We start from the raw sequence: 17,655 nt of genomic DNA, 5'->3' as shown, positions 1-17,655 counted from the left end.
CTATGTTAATATAAGATCGCAATATTATGGCACATTTAACCTATGAAAAGGCTATAGAACGAAACCCCGCAAAGCTCAGCGGCAAGTGGGTGTTTCGAAATACTCGAGTGCCGATCTCTGCTCTGTTCGAAAATTTGAAAGACGGCGTTTCTATTGACGAATTCCTTGAATGGTTTCCAGGCGTAAAACGCGAGCAGATCATCGCCGTACTGGATCATGAGATCGATGAGTTCAAAAAGGCAGCATGAAAATTCTGTTCGATCAGGGAACACCGGTTCCGCTCAGAAACTTCCTGCCTAAACACTCCATCATTACCGCTTACGAACTAGGCTGGCAAAAACTTGAGAACGGCAACCTTATCGCAGCCGCTGAAGACGAAGGCTTTGAAGCCATTATCACGACCGATCAAAACTTGAAATATCAGCAAAATCTGGCCTGCCGGACAATTTCCATTCTTGTTCTAACCTCAACCTCATGGCCGAGAATCCATGAAAATGCCGCCGTAATAATAGATGCTCTCGACAACATAAAACCAACCTCATTTATCGAGGTTAAGATCAAATGATTTAACGGCACAGTCAGAACCAACCGCCGCGGCCCGCGTGCCGGTAATGAAATCGTCACTCGAATACGTACCGCCGAACGGCAATTCCATATGCGTATGCGGATCGATCCCGCCGGGAATGACCAGCTTCCCTGCCGCGTCGATCACCGTTTCCGCCTCAATATCCAGCGTCTTCCCGATGGTCGTTACCGTCTCGCCATCGATAAAAATATCAGCAACATAGTCGTCAACCGCGGTAATAACTCATCCGTTTTTGATCAATGTTCTCATAGCATTTTATTCAAGTTAGTCGCCTTCGTCGGCAGTCGCCTCTTTTATCGCCTCCAAGTACTTTAGTCCGGGAATGTCCTTTTCACGGCCGGCCGCCGTTTTTGCGGCGATCAGCCCATCAATTGAAAGAACATTTACGTCGAAACCCCAAAGTTCAAACTTTTCAGAGGCAGCAAACACATCGGCGAAATCGCCGAGGCCTTTTACCTCAGATAACAGATCGATATCGCCAATTGACGTATCCAGAGTGAAAACCGAGCCGTTCGAAAGTGTCGCTGCGTCCCATATGAACGGCAGCTGTTTTGGAAAGCCCCGCGGCCTTGGCTCATACGGAGCGAGAGCTTTGACGATCCTTACCAAATTTTCATTCGATCTCGAATATGCAAAATCGATATCGAAAGTTATGTACGCCGTCGCATGTATCGAGAGGGCGATACCGCCGATGACCACGAAATCCACATTGTTCGAAGCCATCGCGACTATTGCCTTTTCGATATCGATCATTTTTTACCCATCCGCTGCTTAGCCTTCGCCGCCGCCACGGCCAGACGCAGCTTCTCAGAACTGTCCATGGCTCCCTGAAGTCGTTCTAAACGCTGCTGAGGCGTTCGTCTTAGATTTTCAACAACAAGCGTCAGATCGAGACCGTATCTGACGGCCTCGGCGATCTTGCTTCCGGGACGCGGGTTGAGCAGTTTTTCTTCGGGCGTTCTCACACCAATATTCTAACTCAAGATCGCATCAATGAGACCGGGAACTGCGCCGATCATGTCGCTGAGACAGCAGAACATCGTGTAGTCGTAATAATCCCGCCTGCACTCAGGATAGCGTTTCATAGCGATCTATGCCGAAACCGACCGTTTTTTGCGGTTATCGCTGATCCAGAAAGCCGAGTACGACGTCCTGGAATTTTCTATAATTTTTCTCGAGCAGGATCGCATGCCCGCCGTCGGGCAGTGCCGCGTAGCTTTTGTATTTTGTGCCAAGCCTTGAGAAGAACTCGAGCGTGGCGGCTTCGGTTGCGACAAAATCCTTTTCGGGGTGGATAATGAGCGTCGGTACTTTGATCTCCTCGGGTGTGAGTATCGTGAGCTTGGTCATGCCATCAACTCGCACGCCGTTCGGCGACTTGGGAGCCTCGGCCAGTGCCTCTTTTACGTAAAGTGCAACGACGTCTTCTTCGTATTGACCCGCAATAAAATCCGACCGAGCAGCCTTCTCGTCGTTTATGCGATATTGTTCCTTTGGCAACTGCGGCGAAGACGGCAGAGACTTTCGCCCCCACGGCATCGCGAACAAGATCAGCTTCTCGACCTTTTCGGGATGCTTCATCGTGAACAGGCCGGTGGTCTGCGTTCCCCACGACCAGCCGAGTATCGATATTTTGTCAACACCGCGGAGTTTTGAAACGTAATCGACGGCCGCGTTGATGTCGCCCGACGCCGATTCAGTATCGGACCAATCCTTGTCCGTCTTTTCCGAACGGCCGTAGCCGTGAATGTCGATCGCCCAAACGTCGTAACCGTTCTTCGCAAGAAAATCCATCAGCGAATAGTCGCGTATCTGCAGGTCAAAATCCGGCCGTCCCGTCCACGTCGCACCGTGTACTAGCAGAACGATCTTCTTATTCTTTGCGAACGTCTTTTCAAAGCCACGAGGATATTTCTCCCATAGATAGATCTTCAGCCCATTACTGACGGTCCAATGATCTTTTCCGACAATCTTCTTCGCCGCAGGCGCACCCTGAGCGTATGAAACGCCGGCAACAAGAAGTGAGAAAACTACGCAGGCAACAATCCTTTTCATAAACTCTCCTGTTACAAAACCAGAGATCAAATAAACAGATCATCTATCCACGCCGGCCTGTTTTACTTCCCGATCGGTTAGCTTAATAAGTTTTGCAACCGGGCTACATCGTTCCGTCAGAATCACTGTCTCGCCGTGTTTCACCTTCGCAAGATAAAAACTGATCCGCCTCCTGAATTCAGTTATGCTAACGACGAGCTTCATCTCGACTTTACTTGCACAATGCAAAGCCCGCGTCGAGGGCCGATATGAGCTGGTCGACGGAGTCTTTTGTCGTATTGAGCATCATGCCGGTGCGTATGACGTTGCCGTAGAGGCCGCCTTTGCCGATCAAGACGCCGTGCCGCTTTGTTTCTTCGAAGACCTTAAGGACGGCCTCGGGGTTAGGCTCTTTTGTCGTGCGGTCTTTTACAAGCTCGATACCCTGCATAAGGCCCATGCCGCGCACGTCGCCGACGATAGGATACTTTTCTTTCAACTCTTCGAGCCGATCGTGGAAATATTCGCCGACGACGCGTGCGTTCGTGCGCAGGTCGTTCTCTTCGATGTACTTGATCACGGCCAGCCCGACAGCCATCGAGACGGGATTGCCGCCGAATGTAGCAAATGTCAGCCCGGGGAATTTGTCGGCGACCTCGGCCGTGGCTATCGTCCAGCCGATCGGCACGCCGTTGCCCATGCCCTTAGCCGACGTGATGATATCGGGCTTTACATTATGATGCTCGATGCCGAACCACTTATCGCCCGTGCGGCCCCACGCTGTTTGCACTTCGTCGGCGATAAACAGGCCGCCGTGCTTGCGCGTGATCTCCTCGACACGCTCAAAGTAGCCTTTCGGCGGCACGATAAAGCCGCCGACGCCCATTATCGGCTCTGCCATGAAGGCAGCGATCTCGCCTGTGGTCGTCGTCTCGATAACATCCCGGACATCCTCGGCACAAGCGGCGCCGCAGTTATCGGGCGTCATCCCCCAAGGACAACGGTAGCAGTACGGCGCGCGCGCGTGCACGATGCCCGCAACCTGCGAAGGCAGCGGCCGCCACGACGAGTGCCCGACGCTCGAAAGCGCCGTTGCCGAACGTCCGGAATAGCTGTGCCGCAGCACGACGATCTCGCCTCGGCCGGTGGCGAGCTTGGCCGTCATTATCGCCGTGTCGTCGGCCTCAGTGCCGCTCGACGTAAAGAATGATTTTTTAAGATCGCCCGGCGTTATCTCGGCGAGCTTTTCTGCAAGGTCGCTTTGCGGCTGATTCGCATAGAGCGTAGATGTGTGAGCGACCGCATTGACCTGATCGATCCACGCCTTGTTCACGTCGGGATTAGCGTGGCCTACGCTCACGGTCAATACGCCTCCGAATGCGTCCAGATACTCGTTGCCTTGATCGTCCCAGACCTTTTCGCCCTCGCCCTTGACTATGGCGATCGGTTCTTTGTAATACATTGTCGCAGCCGGAAACAGGAATTCACGATGTTTTTCGATGGCTGAAGAGAGTTTTGAAGGTTTTTCTGTTGACATAAGTTGACCTGCCGTTAGCAATAGTTTCGACCGTTAGGATACTCCATTTTTTTGTTATCTACCACGCTCTTCGCGGCTCTTTTTGCTTTTGAAATACGCAGCTACCTACGGCATAAAGCGGCCGGCTTTGACAAGCGAGGTTCCTGTTCTGCAAAAATCCGGGAACGGTTACCGGCGCAAACGCGGCGGAATCCGAACTCTTCTGAAAGAAAGGCGAACATTCTAATTAATAATATTTCAATATTTCATTCCTCAGTGATTGACCTCGGTATCATCCTCGGCTACTATTCTGCTTGAAAAATAATTTTTGTAATCATTAAAAGTGATCAAGACTGTCAACGCTCCCTTTGTTTTTATAAAGGTCGAATTCGGCTCAAGGGCTGAATAGTTGCGACCGCGAAACTTGAAGACGGCCGGTTAGAGATCGAACTGGGACTGCGCTTTAACATTCCGGCCACCAGCGGAACGGCGATGTGTGCAGCCCGTCGAAGTGCATTCGAAAACATCGCAACCGGCCTTTGACAGCCGGATCGGGCGGGCACTAAGAAGCTACGCGACGAGGGAAAAGCGCGATTTTACGAGGTCTTTGATGCAGGACTTGAAATACAACACAATCATCCCGGATATTGAGTTTTGGAAGCAGATGATCCCGTGTCAGGTGGCTTGCCCTGTCAAGACCGACGCAGGCCGCTACGTTCAGTTGGTCGCGAAAGGCGACTACAAAGAGGCTTTTTTAGTTGCCCGTTCGCCTAACACGCTGGCATCGGTATGCGGCCGCGTGTGTGCAGCACCATGCGAGGACGCCTGCCGCCGCGGACGGATCGACAAACCTGTCAGTATTCGTGCGCTCAAGCGTTTTGTTACCGAAAAGTACGGCGTCGAATCGCGCGAGCCTGAGACGCTGAATGAACTCTTCGAGGGCGGCACAGAAGCCGGAAACAAATGGCGCTGGCACCTTCCGATCCTTGAGAACAGCAAGCGAATATCAAAGCGCGATGAGAAGGTCGCGGTGATCGGTGCGGGGCCTGCGGGACTGGGCTGTGCCCATGACCTCGCATTGATGGGCTATCAAGTTACCGTCTTTGAAGCATCGGATATTCCGGGCGGAATGATGTTCCACGGCATTCCGGAGTTTCGCCTGCCGCGCGACATCATCGATAGAGAAGTTCAGACGATCCGTGAGCTTGGCGCCGAATTCAGATTCAATACGCCGCTCAACGAGAATTTCGGGCTTAAACATCTTCGCGAGCAGGGCTATAAGTCGGTGTTTCTGAGCGTCGGCGTTCAAAAGGGACGCGACCTTGTCATTGAAGGCTCGGAGCTCGACGGCGTCGTCAAAGCGGTTGATTACCTGCTCAACGTCAACAATGGCTACAAGGTCGAGCTTGGCGACAAGGTCGTCGTCATCGGCGGCGGATTCGTCGCATTTGATGCCGCCCGTATGGCGCTTCGCACCGGCGTTACCGGGACGGTCGAGGTCGATAGTGCGGAGTTGAGCGGAGGCGAGGTAAAGACCGCGTTCGACGCCGCGCGCACCGCTCTTCGCTCGGGCGCGCACGACGTCCGCATCGTGAGCCTCGAGGCCATCGACCAACTGCCTGTCGTGCGGACCACGCAAGGTAAAGAAGAATTTGAAGAAGCTCAAAAGGAAGGGGTCGTCTTTCATCCTTCGCGTTCGGCTCGTCGATTCATCGGCGAGAACGGGCGTCTCAAGGCGGTCGAACTCCGCGGCGTTACCAGCGTATTCGATGATGACGGCAAGTTCGCGCCGCAGTTCGATGATTCGGTCACCGAAACATTCGAGGCAGACACGGTTATCCTTGCCATCGGACAGCAGGCCGATCTTTCATTCATAACGCCGGAAGATAATGTCGAGCTTACACCGAGCGGGACGATCAAGGTCGATCCGCAAACGCTTGCAACCTCATCGCCGGGCCTCTTTGCAGGCGGCGACGTTGCATTCGGCCCGCGGCTGCTGATCGATGCTATCGCAAACGGCAAGCAGGCAGCTCTTTCCATCGACGATCATCTGCGCGGCACCGCAAATCAGTCGCACGTCGACCTTCGCGTCGAAAAGATACCGACGTACACATATCGAATGCCTGACGACTACGAAAAGTGCGATCGTGAGGCACCTCCGACGGTTTCACTCGACAGGCGCACCGGTATTTCGGAGGTCGAGTCAGGCTATGACGAAGAAGAGGCACAGCACCAAGCAGAACGCTGTCTGGCGTGCCACATACAAACGGTCTATGACCCGCAGAAGTGCGTGCTCTGCAACCGCTGCGTCGATGTTTGTCCCGAATCGTGCCTTAAACTTGTCCCGGTTGATGACCTTGACCTGCCCGAAGAGGTGAAGGCCCAAGCTATTGCAGCAGGCGGTTTTACAAATGAGACCGTCCTGTCGGCGATGTTAAAAGATGACGAAAAATGTATCCGCTGCGGGCTTTGCGCGATCCGCTGCCCGACCGACGCCATGACAATGGAGGTCTTTTATTATGAAGAATCAGAAAGGGTTTAAGGATGCGGTCGCCCGGATAATGGACGACCAGGACGAAGAGGAAAAGAAGGAAAAAGCGGCGGCTGAGATACAAGCGGTCAATGAACGCACCGGTAACGTCGAATTGATCGACCCGCGATCGTCGAGACGCGGCTTTTTGAAGTCATTCGGCATCGGTGCGGTGCTGGTTGCGCTCGGCGGGCAGGCCTATGCGATGCTGCGTTCGCTTTTCCCGAATGTGCTGTACGAACCGCCGCAAAAGTTCTCTGTCGGCAATCTCGACAAGTACAACGAAGGCGGCAGCTTTCTTGAAGACAAGCAGTTATTCATATTTCGTGAAAACAACACGTTTCACGCAATCTCGGCAGCGTGTACACATCTTGGCTGTACGGTAAAGATGGTCAAGCTGAATCAAGCTAAAAAGGTAACCGTTCACGGGCAGGAGATGGATGAGCAGTATGAATTCCATTGCCCGTGCCATGGCTCAAAATATTATGGCGACGGAACGAATTATGCAGGCCCGGCGCCGCGTCCGCTTGATTATTTCAAGCTCGAACTGTCGCCCGACGGCGGGCAACTGATCGTTGATAAAGCAGATAAGGTCGGACAGGACTTCAGACTGACCGTTTAGCAGGATCCGGAGAAAAAATCTTATGGCGACAGAGCAATTACCGACAGCTTCAACTCGATCCGGCCGATCCAAATGGAGCAAGTCGTGGGAAAAGCTGACATGGACGTGGCGGCCTGAATCAAAACGTGAAGCCGGCGATGCGATCGTCAAGAATTTCCTGCTTCACTGGTTCCCTGCAAAGGTATCCTTGGAGAGCCTATCGTGGGGCTATTCGTTCTGGCTTGGCACGGTCTCGGCCATTCTCTTCGTGATCCTCGCGGTGACCGGAGCGGTGCTGATGTTCCTTTATGTGCCGTCAACCGAGCGGGCTTACCAGTCAGTTAAAGACCTTGAATTCTCGGTCAGCTTCGGCTGGTTCCTGCGGGGCCTGCACCGCATTTCGGCACATTTGATGGTCGCCGTGGTTTTCCTCCACATGGTCAGGGTATTTTTGACCGGAGCATTCAAGAACGGCAGAAAGACCGTCGGCCAAAATCGCCCGTTGAACTGGATAATCGGCATCGTCTTGCTCATTATCACGCTGCTGCTGTCATTCACCGGCTATTTGCTGCCGTGGGATCAGCTTGCCTATTGGGCGATCACGGTCGGCACGAATATCGCGAGTTCTGCACCGGTCGTCGGCGAGACAACGCGTTTCATACTGCTGGGCGGCACAACGATCGAACAGGCAACGCTTATCAGATTCTATGTTCTTCACTGTTTCTTCCTGCCGCTGCTGATGCTGCTGCTTGTGAGTTATCACATGTGGCGTGTACGTAAGGACGGCGGACTTGCGTGTTCGGATAAGCGACACGACGAAGGCCGTAAGGAGGAATTGGCGCCGGTCAAGAGCAAGACATATTCCCTGCTCGGCATCACAGGCGGCACAAGTGTCGATGTTCAGAACGTTATGGTCGATGACGAGAAGGGCATGGTGCCTTCGTCACCGAATCTCACGGTTAGGCTGACGGTCGTGACCTTGGTTACGATGGCGGTATCTATACTAATGACGATCCTCGTGCGTGCACCACTTGAGGAAGCCGCAAATCCCGCAGTAACGCCTAATCCCGCAAAGGCTCCGTGGTATTTCCTTTGGCTTCAAGAACTCGTAACCATCACGACATTCACCATCGGCGGCATCACGATCAACGGTGCATTGATCGGCGGGATCATCCTGCCCGGTGTGCTCGTTCTCGCAGCGATATTGTTCCCGTATTACGACAAATCGCCTACACGAACGGTCGGCCAATGGCTGCCGAAGGAGCGCAAGTGGCAGAACATCATCTTTCTGGCGATCGTCGCATTCATCTTGGTTTTGACTTTTGTAGGAACGTTCATGAGAGGCCCGTTCTGGGAGTTGTATATGCCGTGGCAGGAGTGGGAGCAAATGCCGCGAAGATTCTAGGGATCGCATACGGCTCGGCCTTGCTTCGAAATGCCGCAGCGGGGCCGCAGCTCAGATATCGGAGAGCTTAAATGTTCAAAAAAGACGCAATAAAACTTTACGTCATCGGGATCTTCCTGCTGATACTGACCGGCTCTATTTTCTTTCACGAATATACGCGTGACTGGAATGACTACCAGATCGAATTTCGTGAATATGTAGCCGAAAAGTTTGGCGAAGAGCGGGCTTCACAGGTGCCGTCGGGCATTCAGCAGATATGGGTCAAGGACCTCGACCGCACTGATCGATGTATAACCTGCCATCAGGCGGTTGAATGGAAGGGCCTTGAAACAGCCCCCGAACCGTATCGGACGCACCCGACAGAAGTGCTTGAGAAACATCCGATCGCCGCATACGGCTGTACAAGCTGCCACGGCGGACAGGGCTATGCAACAACGCTGCCGGAAGCGCACGGCAATGTCGAGCATTGGGAGCAGCCGCTGCTGGGCAATGAGATCACAGATGCATATCTTGTCAAAAGCCCGAAAGCCCTGATGGAAATGAACTGCAACGCCTGTCACAGGTATGACCGCGAGACAAAGGGCATGGACTACATAAACCTCGCTAAGAACCTCGTACAGGAAAAAAGCTGCCGAGCTTGTCATACCATCAACGGACGCGGCGGCACCGTCGGGCCTGATCTGACATCCGAAGGCGATAAGCCGACCGAGCAGTACGACTATTCACGCATCGGCGGCATCCCATCGGTCTTTGCATGGCACATGGCACACTTTCAAAACCCCAAAATGGTCTCGCCGGACAGCGTGATGCCGAACTTCGGCTTCTCAACACAGCAGGCGCAAGCATTATCACTGCTTATGATGAGTTGGCGGCGTGAGGCTATTCCGGCTCAGTACATCTCAGGCGTTACGCTCAAGGATGTGCCGACACAGGCTGAGATCGACAACGAAAAGCATATGCTCGAGGGCGACGGGGCCTTCTTTGTAAAGAACAACTGCTTCATCTGCCACTCAGTGAGCAGCTTCGGGATCAAGTCGGCATCGGAGATCGGCCCGGACCTGTCAATAGCGGTCGAGGATGTTCCGAGCCGCTTCGGCCGTACGCTCGGAGAATTCCTGCAGGATCCGACCGGCACGATGGCCGTGGTTCTCTCAACACAGATCCCCCTGACCAAGGAACAAAGGAACGAAGCGACCGAACTGCTGAAGGTCGCATATCAGAGAAGATTGGAACAGCAAATTAAACACGCTACGCCGAGCCCGACACCGGCGGGCAAATAACAACCGCTACGGAGGCTTTAGATGAAAAAATTTTTAGGATCGAAAAAATTCTGGTGGCTGCTGATCGGCGCCATCCTTATTGGCTCATTATTGGGAATTGGCAGCTGCCGTCGCAAGTCTGCACTCAAGAAGGAGCAGGGCAGTTCCGCAGAAGCGGCGACCGTCACCTATGTTCCGCCGGGCGACCTTGATGAATATTATTTATTCTATTCCGGCGGCCATTCAGGCAACGTCTATGTCGCAGGCGTTCCGTCGATGCGGCATATTGCCACGATACCAGTATTCGCCAAATATCCTGCAACCGGTTACGGTTTCGACAAGGAAACAAAGGAGATGCTCGGCGGCTACGAGTGGGGCGATGTGCACCATCCGGCCATCAGCGAAACAAAAGGCGACTATGACGGACGCTGGCTCTTTGTCAACGATAACGGCAATAACCGCGTTGCTCGGATCGATCTGAAGGACTTCAAGACAAAACAGATCCTTGGCCCCGTGCCTAACATCTCGGGCTTTCACGGCGGTTCTTTCGTAACGCCGAATTCCGAGTATGTGCTCGCCGCATCACGCTTTTCGATCCCGATCCCCAAGGGCAGTGCGGCTCCGATCGAGGATTATGCAGGCCAATATAAGGGCGTAGTTTCAGGTATTGCCGTCGATCCGAACAGCGGAGAGATGAGTGTCGGCTGGCAGGTAATGATGCCGCCTTTCAACTACGACCTTGGCGACGCGGGCAAAGGCCCGAGCGACGGTTGGGCGTTCTGGACAAGCTACAATACCGAAAAGGCGACAGGAAAGCTAGAGGTTACCTCGACACAGAAGGACCGCGACTACATTGTCGCGGTGAACTGGAAAGAAGCAGAGAAAGCCGTACAGGCCGGAAAGGTAAAGGTAATTGACGGCGTTAAGGTAATTGACCCGAAGGATGCTCCGGGCTTTGTCTTTCTGATCCCGTGCAGCAAAAGCCCGCACGGCGTTGACGTCAGTCCCGACGGTAAATGGATAATTGGCAGCGGCAAGCTTCAGTCGATCACGACCGTCTTTAACATCGATAAGATCAACGCCGCCATACAGGCTAAGAACTTCACAGGCGATGAGGACGGGATCCCTGTCCTGAACTACGATGCTGTGAAAGAAGCTGAGGTTGATGTAGGCCTCGGCCCGCTTCACACTCAGTTCGACAACGAGGGTAACGCGTACACGTCGCTGTTCGTTGAGAGCGCAGTAGCCAAATGGCGGCTCGGCACATGGGATGTCGTTGATAAGATCCCGGTGAGCTACAACATCGGCCACCTTGCAACGGCTGAAGGCGACACTGTCGATCCTGACGGTAAATTCCTGGTTGCTCTGAATAAACTGTCGCACGGCACTCACCTGACGGTCGGGCCGTCGCAGCCGGAAAGCTCGCAGCTCATCAGCATCGCCGGTGATAAGATGAAGCTGCTCTACAACGCGTTCACAGAGCCGGAGCCGCACTATGCCCAGATCATCAAGGCCGATAAGATCAAGGCGATCGAGGTGTATCCGAAAGAGGAGAACAAGAACCCGAACGCAGTTTGGGATATCAACGAGGCCAAGGTCGAACGCAGCGGCGATCATGTGACCGTTAAAACGGTGCTTGTTCGCAGCACGATCACCCCGACGGCAGTAACGGTAAAACAGGGTGATAAGGTCACATTTCATTTGACCAATATCGAGCAGACCACCGATGAACTTCACGGTTTCGGCCTTCTCGAATACAACCTGAACGTCGTTGTCGATCCGGGCGAGACAAAGACCATCGAGTTCGTGGCTGACAAGCCGGGAGTTTTTGCTTATTACTGCACGAACTTCTGCTCGGCCTTGCACCAGGAAATGCAGGGCTACTTGATAGTCGAACCTAAGTAACCATCACAGCCGCGAAGCGACGCTGAAGGTCCCGCTACTCGGACAATTCACGTCGCTTCGCGTTTTCTATCTGCTTTTACGGAGGGGAGTATGCCGACTGAAGATCCGATCACAAATAAACAGACACCGAACGGCGAAGGCCCGCTGGACTCGTTCCTTTCAGATAAATTCGCCCTGCTCGAACAGCCTCTGCCCGCACTCAGCCGGCTTCTGACCATTGCCGCCGGCCTGCTGCTGATATTCGTATTCGTTTTTCCGCTATGGAACATGACATTCTACTCAAATCAGTACACTGACGGCCTGGCGCTTGATATCTATGCCTATCGGCTCGAGGGTGCAAAGACAGAGAATCGTGACGACCTTCGCGAGATCAACGCACTTAACCACTATATCGGTATGCGGCCTTTGCTCGAGAGTGACTTTGGAGAATTTGTTTGGCTTCCGTTCGCGGTCGGCGGTTTGATACTGTTCGCGTTCCGAGCAGCCGTACTCGGCAAGATGTCAAAGCTTGTTGATGTATTCGTCGCCTTTGTTTACTTCAGCCTTTATTCTTTCTGGAGTTTCTATTATCGACTTTACACTTACGGGCACAATCTCGACCCCACTGCGGCGATAAAGGTGCCGCCATTCACTCCGCCGCTCTTCGGTACGGAGCAGGTCGGTAATTTTACGGTTTACAGTTATCCGGATGTAGCATCTTTTCTATTTGTCGCATACGGCATTCTGTTGTTGGCCGCAGTCTTATGGGCTTGGAGGGCAGCCCGCCGATCAAGGCGTTCCGCCGCATAGATCGGACCGAAAAGCAATAGCAGACACGTTACCGCGATGAAGGCTCTGTGGTTAAACGTCTTTCTCATCGTATCGGCCGTTTGCGTTTCGGCGCAGGGCGAAGTGCTTACTGTCGGGCCGGGCGGCGGCTATGCTTCGATCAATTCGGCAGTTGCCGCGGCAAAGAATGGCGACCACATCCGCGTTGAGAGCGGCACCTATCGTGAGAACATTGTCCTTGACCGCTCGGTTACGCTCGAAGGGGTCGATTCGCCGATCATCGACGGCGGTGATGCAGGCAGCATTATCACGGTGATCGCCGACGGGTGTAAGATCACAGGGTTTGATGTCCGCAACAGCGGCAACGACCTCCGGGCTGAGGATGCCGGAATCCTTCTAAAGTCGAACGGCAACATTGTAGAGGACAATGTGCTCAGCAAGGTGCTTTTCGGCATATATCTGCTGCAGTCGGGCAGCAACGCCGTCCGCCGCAATACGATAGTCGGCCGCAAAGAGCTAGAGCCGGGTGAGCGCGGCGCGGGCCTGCACCTTTGGAATTCGCCGAAAAATATTCTTGAAGACAACGTTGTAACCTTTGCCCGCGACGGTATGTATATTCAGAACAGTTCGAATAATCAGATCCGACGCAACCGCGTCTCCGACCTGCGTTACGGACTGCATTTTATGAACTCGGACGATGACATCTTTGAGGACAATGTCTTCTTCGATAATGTTGCCGGAGCCGCAATTATGTATTCCAAGAATATCGAACTGCGGCGAAACGCTTTCGTCCACAACCGCGGATTCAGCTCATTCGGTATTCTTTTTCAGGATTGCAGACAGTGTGTGACCGAAGAGAATCTCATCCTGAATAACGCGACCGGCATATTTCTCGAAGGCCTCAAGAACTCAGTTTTCCGGCGCAATACCGTTGCCGAAAATGACCTTGCCGCCGAGATCTTTGCAAGCTCTGTCGGCAATGTTTTCTCCGAGAATAATTTCATCAACAACTTAAGCCCTTTGCAGCTCGTAGGCAAAGGCGGCAATACTGAGTGGAAGTCGAACTTTTGGAGTGATTACCAAGGTTATGACCTCGACGGTGATGCGTATGGCGATGTGCCGCATAAGATCCAGAATATATTTGAGTACTTGGAAGGTAATTTCCCTCGAGTGCGCATATACCTCAACAGTCCGGCGGCCGGCTCGATCGTAGCCGCCGAGAGGTCGTTCCCGATCGTCAAAGGATCGAACGAGTTCGACAGTGCACCGCTGATGCGGCCTGTCGATATCGGCGTTTCATTCCGACCCGAAAAGAGCGGCGGCGCGGCAAAGTGGTCGGCCCTTGCCTTTTCCATTGTTCTGTTGGGCATTTCTATTTTTACATTCAAGCGAGGGTTTGCCGGATGATCGAAGTTAGAGGCATGGTCAAGAAATTCGGCTCATTCACTGCGGTTGACGGCGTTTCGTTCAGCGTACCCGAAGGGGAATGTTTTGCTCTTTTAGGGCCGAACGGATCGGGAAAATCGACCATCCTGAAGTGCATTGCGGGCCTGGCTTTGCCGACCTCGGGCGAGATCGTTATCAACAGCGTCAATGCAGTGCAAAATTCGCAAGCCGCGCGGCAGCTTTTGAGCTACCTCCCGCAGCGTGTCGGATTTCATAAATGTCTGACCGCCCGCGAGGTTCTCGAGTTCTATTGCCGGCTGAGAAAGCTGCCCGCCTCGCGCATTGATGAGACGCTGCATAACTCGGATTTCAGCTTTAACGGTTTCTCGGAAAAGCGGGTCGATGAACTCTCGGGCGGGATGACGCAAAAGCTTGGGCTTGCCGTGGCTTGTTTGCCTGACACTCCGGTACTTTTGTTCGACGAGCCGACCGTAAGTCTCGATCCGGCGGGTGCGATCGCATTCCGGAAATTTGTAAAGGGCCTGAAATCAACGGGTAAGACCATTATCTTCACATCGCATGTGCTTGCAGATGTCGAGGCATTGGCCGATCGCGTGGCAATTCTGATCGACGGCAAACTCGCCGCAGTCGAGACCGCGCAAGCACTCCGCGAACGCACGGAGCAGAGCCATCAAACACTGGAGGAGATCTATCTTGAATACGCTCAGAACAGTTAGCTTATTGCTGCCGGCACTGATCTTCTCGGCCTGCGGCACGGCCGAGATCGTTCCGGTTGCGATCGAGGATCATGATATGTGTTCCTTTTGCAGGATGGCGATCAGCGAGAAAGAGTTCGCCGCTGAGATCATCGCGACGGATGAAAAGGTCTATAAGTTCGATGATGTCGGCTGTATGCTGAAATTCGCAAAAAATGAAGGAGACGCTCTCAAACCTGCGGCGATATTTGTTACCGACTTCGATTCGCGGCAGTGGATAAAAGCCCATGATGCATTCTTTGTAAAGACCGGCTCGATCAAGACGCCGATGAGCGGCGGACTTATTCCGTTCGCGGACAAAGCAAAAGCTGACGCATTCGCAGCGAGTTCCGGCTCAACAGTTATGCGTTTCAATGGACTTTCGGTGCCTGAACATTAGCAGCCTATGGATATCAGCTCCGTCATAACCATCGCCAGACAAGAGCTTATCGTTGCGATCCGCAACAAGTGGACGGTCATTTTTGCGTTCGTCTTCGGCTCGCTGGTACTCGTTATCTCTTATTTCGGCACAATGACAGCGGGCGAGATCGGTTTTCAGGGCTTCAACCGTACAACGGCGAGCCTGTTGAGCCTCGTTCTTTATCTGATACCGCTTGTCGCCCTGATGATGGGTGCGCAGAGCTTTCTCGCCGCTCCGGGCGATGATGAGATGCTCTTCTCGCAGCCCGTTTCACGCGGCGAGGTGCTTGTCGGAAAACTTCTCGGCCTCTTTGCCGCATTAGTGAGCGCGATGTTTGTCGGCTTTGGCATCGGCGGTATCGTGATCGCGACCCAGACCGATGCGGAAGGCTTCTTCGGTTATCCGATCTTTGTCGGCCTGTCACTCTTCCTGTCCTTTATCTTTCTGTCGCTGTCGATGCTCGCGGCGATAATCTCACGGCGCCAGACGAAAGCATTCGGCGTTGCTCTTCTGCTCTGGTTCTTTTTTGTTATCTTGTACGACCTGCTTGTACTTGGAGGCTCGCTGTTATTTCGAGAACGGACGGCAAATTACTTTATCTTCGCCTCCCTGTTCGGAAATCCGGTTGATATGGTTCGCGTCGCGGGCCTCATTTCGCTCAACGGCGAAGAGATCTTCGGAGCGGCAGGCGCCGCATTGCTCAAGTTTCTCGGCGGCGCAATTTGGGGCATTACGGTGCTGCTGATCGGCTTGCTCGTTTGGGCCGCGGTTCCGATCCTGATCTCGCTCCGCCTGCTGCGAAAGCAGGACATTGCCTAGCGTAGTATGCGGAAAACATTACGTTCGCGTAAGAGCTATTTCCACCGTCGCATTTACCTTTTAACTTACATTATCTGCAAAAGAGCGTGATCGCATTTCAAGAATAATCGTTTTGCACGTTCCGGGAGCTAATTCGATACCGGCGGGCAAGATCGAAAACGAAAAAAAAATACTCGCCGGCCGGCAGCAGATCGCCTTCTCACGACGGTTCATTTATTTGAGGGCGGCTTTTTCGCTCCCAACTCCTTTATTTTATTTTGAGCATACCCGCGATATTTCGGATCCGCCTCGGACACAGCCGCATACGCCTTCTTTGCTTCCTCATCTTTCCCCTGCTTGGCAAAAGCTTCACCGATGTAGTATTGTGCGGCCGCTTTTTCTTTGTCTGAGCCTTGTTTTACATCCAGAGCCTTGTTGTATTGTTGAAGCGCAGCGTCGAACAAGTTTAGGCTGAAAAACACTTCGCCGTTCTCTGTGTATCGCTTAACCTTGTCGTCGCCTTTCAATCGGGCCACGGTCTTTTCAGTTTCACGCGAGGCGAATTTTCTGATGTTCGCCTCCGCTTCTTTCCTACCGGCTTGCGGGAGGAAATCTAGTTTGATCAACTCGCTTGCGGCCAAATAGCAGAGGAATTTGGCACGGTCGTCGTCATTTAACCCGGCGACCGCAGCAGCACTTGCGGCATATTTCTGAGCAGCATCAGCTTTCTTATTCCTGATCAGCAAAGGAACGAGGGCGTTATATGCCTTGACCTTTTGTTCGACTGTCGATCGCGGAAGGGCGGTAACCCTTTCATTTGCCCCGGCGTAGGTGTTCACGTCGTTCGCACGCAAGGCGAGGTCAGAGATCAGAAGAAGTGCGTCAGCTTTTATCTCATCAGAAGCTCCCTGAAGCTCGGCTGCTTTCTTTAGAAGCTCGAATTGGGCTTGCTTATCGGCAAACAGTCCACCCTTCTCCCTTATTAGCTCCGCCTTGGCGATATAGGTTTTTGCCTTGGTATCAGGCGAGATGTTCGGAGCGTTGAGGAGTTTGCTGAATTCGCTTTCAGCCCAGGCATCTTTTCTCTTGCGGAGGACTTCTTCCTGGGACTGGTAGAGCGTCGAGGCGATCTTTTCGTCATCCTTCAATATCTTCAGCTTCTTGTACGCGCCCTCCCAACTGCTGGATGGCCTCGCTTTGCTAACGACAGCGAGCATCCGAAGCCAGATCTCATCGCGTTTATCAGAAGGTTGCGCGGTATTGGGGTCAAAATAGAAGCCCGAATAAAGTTCGAAGGCCTCGTAAAGACGATCGAGTAAAGTCGTTGTCGGCGCATGATTTTTGGGTCGGCTGGTTACGACCTTTTTATTGTTCTCAAGAAAGACGCCGAGCCCAAGGACCGCGTCGGCTTTTTCGTCGGCAGTTTTTGCAAGGGCAAGGGCCTTACGCCAGGCGTCTTCCTTTTCGTAGGAGTTGACCGTTGCTTTCGCTGCCGCGACCGCTTGCTTGAAAGTTTTGTAGTCAGGATAACGGACGGGAGTAGCGGTCGTTTTCGGGGCGACGCCCGCAGTCGGCGTGGTCTGCGACAACGCCGCAACGACAAACACGGCGAGCAATACTACATTTACAAAAAATTTGGTCATCAGCTTCATACAATTCCGATCTTTTCCGTTTCTATCAAAGATGAGAAG

At 53.2% G+C, this 17,655-nt stretch carries 18 protein-coding genes and 1 pseudogene; 12 read left to right on the top strand and 7 right to left on the bottom strand.

Annotated elements, in window-relative coordinates; translation table 11 throughout:
* The first annotated feature begins 26 nt into the window (after positions 1 to 26).
* Both HS105_03085 and HS105_03080 read left to right on the top strand, forming a co-directional pair.
* Positions 27 to 248, top strand: a complete 222-nt coding sequence (locus HS105_03085; protein ID MBE7515584.1) for a DUF433 domain-containing protein — start codon at positions 27 to 29, stop codon at positions 246 to 248.
* On the top strand, positions 245 to 565 hold the full coding sequence (locus HS105_03080) for a hypothetical protein (protein MBE7515583.1): 321 nt from the start codon (positions 245 to 247) through the stop codon (positions 563 to 565). The genes HS105_03085 and HS105_03080 overlap by 4 nt, the downstream gene beginning before the upstream one ends.
* Here the strand turns inward: HS105_03080 and HS105_03075 are convergent.
* The 6 genes and pseudogenes from HS105_03075 to HS105_03050 form a co-directional block, all read right to left on the bottom strand.
* A pseudogene (locus tag HS105_03075) lies at positions 539 to 835 on the bottom strand (amidohydrolase family protein). The gene HS105_03080 and the pseudogene HS105_03075 sit on opposite strands and share 27 nt — an antisense overlap.
* A 15-nt stretch (positions 836 to 850) precedes the next feature.
* Positions 851 to 1,339 carry a hypothetical protein gene (locus HS105_03070; GenBank protein ID MBE7515582.1) on the bottom strand — a complete coding sequence of 163 codons (489 nt, stop codon included), beginning with the start codon at positions 1,337 to 1,339 and terminating at the stop codon, positions 851 to 853.
* Positions 1,336 to 1,551 carry a hypothetical protein gene (locus tag HS105_03065; protein ID MBE7515581.1) on the bottom strand — a complete coding sequence of 72 codons (216 nt, stop codon included), beginning with the start codon at positions 1,549 to 1,551 and terminating at the stop codon, positions 1,336 to 1,338. The genes HS105_03070 and HS105_03065 overlap by 4 nt, the downstream gene beginning before the upstream one ends.
* A 154-nt stretch (positions 1,552 to 1,705) precedes the next feature.
* Positions 1,706 to 2,641, bottom strand: coding sequence for an alpha/beta fold hydrolase (locus HS105_03060; GenBank protein ID MBE7515580.1), 936 nt, complete (start codon positions 2,639 to 2,641; stop codon positions 1,706 to 1,708).
* A gap of 39 nt (positions 2,642 to 2,680) precedes the next feature.
* Complete coding sequence (locus HS105_03055; protein MBE7515579.1) at positions 2,681 to 2,845, bottom strand: type II toxin-antitoxin system prevent-host-death family antitoxin; 165 nt, start codon at positions 2,843 to 2,845, stop codon at positions 2,681 to 2,683.
* A 7-nt stretch (positions 2,846 to 2,852) separates the two neighbouring features.
* Positions 2,853 to 4,157, bottom strand: coding sequence for an aspartate aminotransferase family protein (locus HS105_03050; protein MBE7515578.1), 1,305 nt, complete (start codon positions 4,155 to 4,157; stop codon positions 2,853 to 2,855).
* 589 nt (positions 4,158 to 4,746) lie between these two features.
* On the opposite strand from HS105_03050, the gene HS105_03045 reads away from it, so the two are divergent.
* From HS105_03045 to HS105_03000, 10 genes are all read left to right on the top strand, one after another.
* The gene (locus HS105_03045) at positions 4,747 to 6,678 is read left to right on the top strand and encodes an FAD-dependent oxidoreductase (GenBank protein MBE7515577.1); all 1,932 of its coding nucleotides are present in this window, start codon (positions 4,747 to 4,749) and stop codon (positions 6,676 to 6,678) included.
* 19 nt (positions 6,679 to 6,697) lie between these two features.
* Entirely contained in the window at positions 6,698 to 7,288 is a 591-nt protein-coding gene (locus tag HS105_03040) for a ubiquinol-cytochrome c reductase iron-sulfur subunit (GenBank protein ID MBE7515576.1), read from the top strand.
* 22 nt (positions 7,289 to 7,310) lie between these two features.
* Positions 7,311 to 8,672 (top strand): cytochrome bc complex cytochrome b subunit, encoded by a 1,362-nt coding sequence (locus HS105_03035; GenBank protein ID MBE7515575.1) that lies wholly within the window; start codon positions 7,311 to 7,313, stop codon positions 8,670 to 8,672.
* A 71-nt stretch (positions 8,673 to 8,743) separates the two neighbouring features.
* Positions 8,744 to 9,952: a c-type cytochrome gene (locus tag HS105_03030; protein MBE7515574.1), complete on the top strand. Its 1,209-nt coding sequence runs from the start codon at positions 8,744 to 8,746 to the stop codon at positions 9,950 to 9,952.
* Positions 9,953 to 9,973: 21 nt separating this feature from the next.
* Entirely contained in the window at positions 9,974 to 11,836 is a 1,863-nt protein-coding gene (gene nosZ, locus HS105_03025) for a Sec-dependent nitrous-oxide reductase (GenBank protein ID MBE7515573.1), read from the top strand.
* A gap of 144 nt (positions 11,837 to 11,980) precedes the next feature.
* The gene (locus HS105_03020; protein MBE7515572.1) at positions 11,981 to 12,625 is read left to right on the top strand and encodes a hypothetical protein; all 645 of its coding nucleotides are present in this window, start codon (positions 11,981 to 11,983) and stop codon (positions 12,623 to 12,625) included.
* Between the two features lie 36 nt (positions 12,626 to 12,661).
* Positions 12,662 to 14,011 carry a nitrous oxide reductase family maturation protein NosD gene (nosD, locus tag HS105_03015; GenBank protein ID MBE7515571.1) on the top strand — a complete coding sequence of 450 codons (1,350 nt, stop codon included), beginning with the start codon at positions 12,662 to 12,664 and terminating at the stop codon, positions 14,009 to 14,011.
* Positions 14,008 to 14,727, top strand: a complete 720-nt coding sequence (locus HS105_03010; GenBank protein ID MBE7515570.1) for an ABC transporter ATP-binding protein — start codon at positions 14,008 to 14,010, stop codon at positions 14,725 to 14,727. The genes nosD and HS105_03010 overlap by 4 nt, the downstream gene beginning before the upstream one ends.
* A complete protein-coding gene (locus HS105_03005) occupies positions 14,705 to 15,145 on the top strand; it encodes a nitrous oxide reductase accessory protein NosL (GenBank protein ID MBE7515569.1) in 441 nt (146 codons plus the stop codon). Before HS105_03010 ends, HS105_03005 begins: the two co-directional genes overlap by 23 nt.
* Positions 15,146 to 15,151: 6 nt before the next feature.
* Complete coding sequence (locus HS105_03000) at positions 15,152 to 15,985, top strand: ABC transporter permease subunit (protein ID MBE7515568.1); 834 nt, start codon at positions 15,152 to 15,154, stop codon at positions 15,983 to 15,985.
* Between the two features lie 209 nt (positions 15,986 to 16,194).
* Here HS105_03000 and HS105_02995 read toward each other — a convergent pair whose 3' ends face one another.
* A complete protein-coding gene (locus HS105_02995; GenBank protein MBE7515567.1) occupies positions 16,195 to 17,607 on the bottom strand; it encodes a hypothetical protein in 1,413 nt (470 codons plus the stop codon).
* Between the last annotated feature and the right edge of the window lie 48 nt (positions 17,608 to 17,655).

The organism is Chloracidobacterium sp. (assembly GCA_015075585.1).
GTDB lineage: Bacteria > Acidobacteriota > Blastocatellia > Pyrinomonadales > Pyrinomonadaceae > OLB17.
The sequence above is the reverse complement of the archived record's forward strand: the minus strand, read 5'-3'. Positions and strand labels throughout refer to the sequence as shown.

Bases quoted from the DNA above. Each gene is read 5' to 3' on its own strand.
- HS105_03000 (MBE7515568.1), top strand. From the start codon at position 15,152: ATGGATATCAGCTCCGTCATAACCATCGCCAGACAAGAGCTTATCGTT.
- HS105_03040 (MBE7515576.1), top strand. From the start codon at position 6,698: ATGGACGACCAGGACGAAGAGGAAAAGAAGGAAAAAGCGGCGGCTGAG.
- HS105_03010 (MBE7515570.1), top strand. From the start codon at position 14,008: ATGATCGAAGTTAGAGGCATGGTCAAGAAATTCGGCTCATTCACTGCG.
- HS105_03030 (MBE7515574.1), top strand. From the start codon at position 8,744: ATGTTCAAAAAAGACGCAATAAAACTTTACGTCATCGGGATCTTCCTG.
- HS105_03080 (MBE7515583.1), top strand. From the start codon at position 245: ATGAAAATTCTGTTCGATCAGGGAACACCGGTTCCGCTCAGAAACTTC.
- HS105_03035 (MBE7515575.1), top strand. From the start codon at position 7,311: ATGGCGACAGAGCAATTACCGACAGCTTCAACTCGATCCGGCCGATCC.
- nosD (MBE7515571.1), top strand. From the start codon at position 12,662: ATGAAGGCTCTGTGGTTAAACGTCTTTCTCATCGTATCGGCCGTTTGC.
- HS105_03050 (MBE7515578.1), bottom strand. From the start codon at position 4,157: ATGTCAACAGAAAAACCTTCAAAACTCTCTTCAGCCATCGAAAAACAT.
- HS105_03085 (MBE7515584.1), top strand. From the start codon at position 27: ATGGCACATTTAACCTATGAAAAGGCTATAGAACGAAACCCCGCAAAG.
- nosZ (MBE7515573.1), top strand. From the start codon at position 9,974: ATGAAAAAATTTTTAGGATCGAAAAAATTCTGGTGGCTGCTGATCGGC.
- HS105_03055 (MBE7515579.1), bottom strand. From the start codon at position 2,845: ATGAAGCTCGTCGTTAGCATAACTGAATTCAGGAGGCGGATCAGTTTT.
- HS105_03070 (MBE7515582.1), bottom strand. From the start codon at position 1,339: ATGATCGATATCGAAAAGGCAATAGTCGCGATGGCTTCGAACAATGTG.
- HS105_03060 (MBE7515580.1), bottom strand. From the start codon at position 2,641: ATGAAAAGGATTGTTGCCTGCGTAGTTTTCTCACTTCTTGTTGCCGGC.
- HS105_03045 (MBE7515577.1), top strand. From the start codon at position 4,747: ATGCAGGACTTGAAATACAACACAATCATCCCGGATATTGAGTTTTGG.
- HS105_02995 (MBE7515567.1), bottom strand. From the start codon at position 17,607: ATGACCAAATTTTTTGTAAATGTAGTATTGCTCGCCGTGTTTGTCGTT.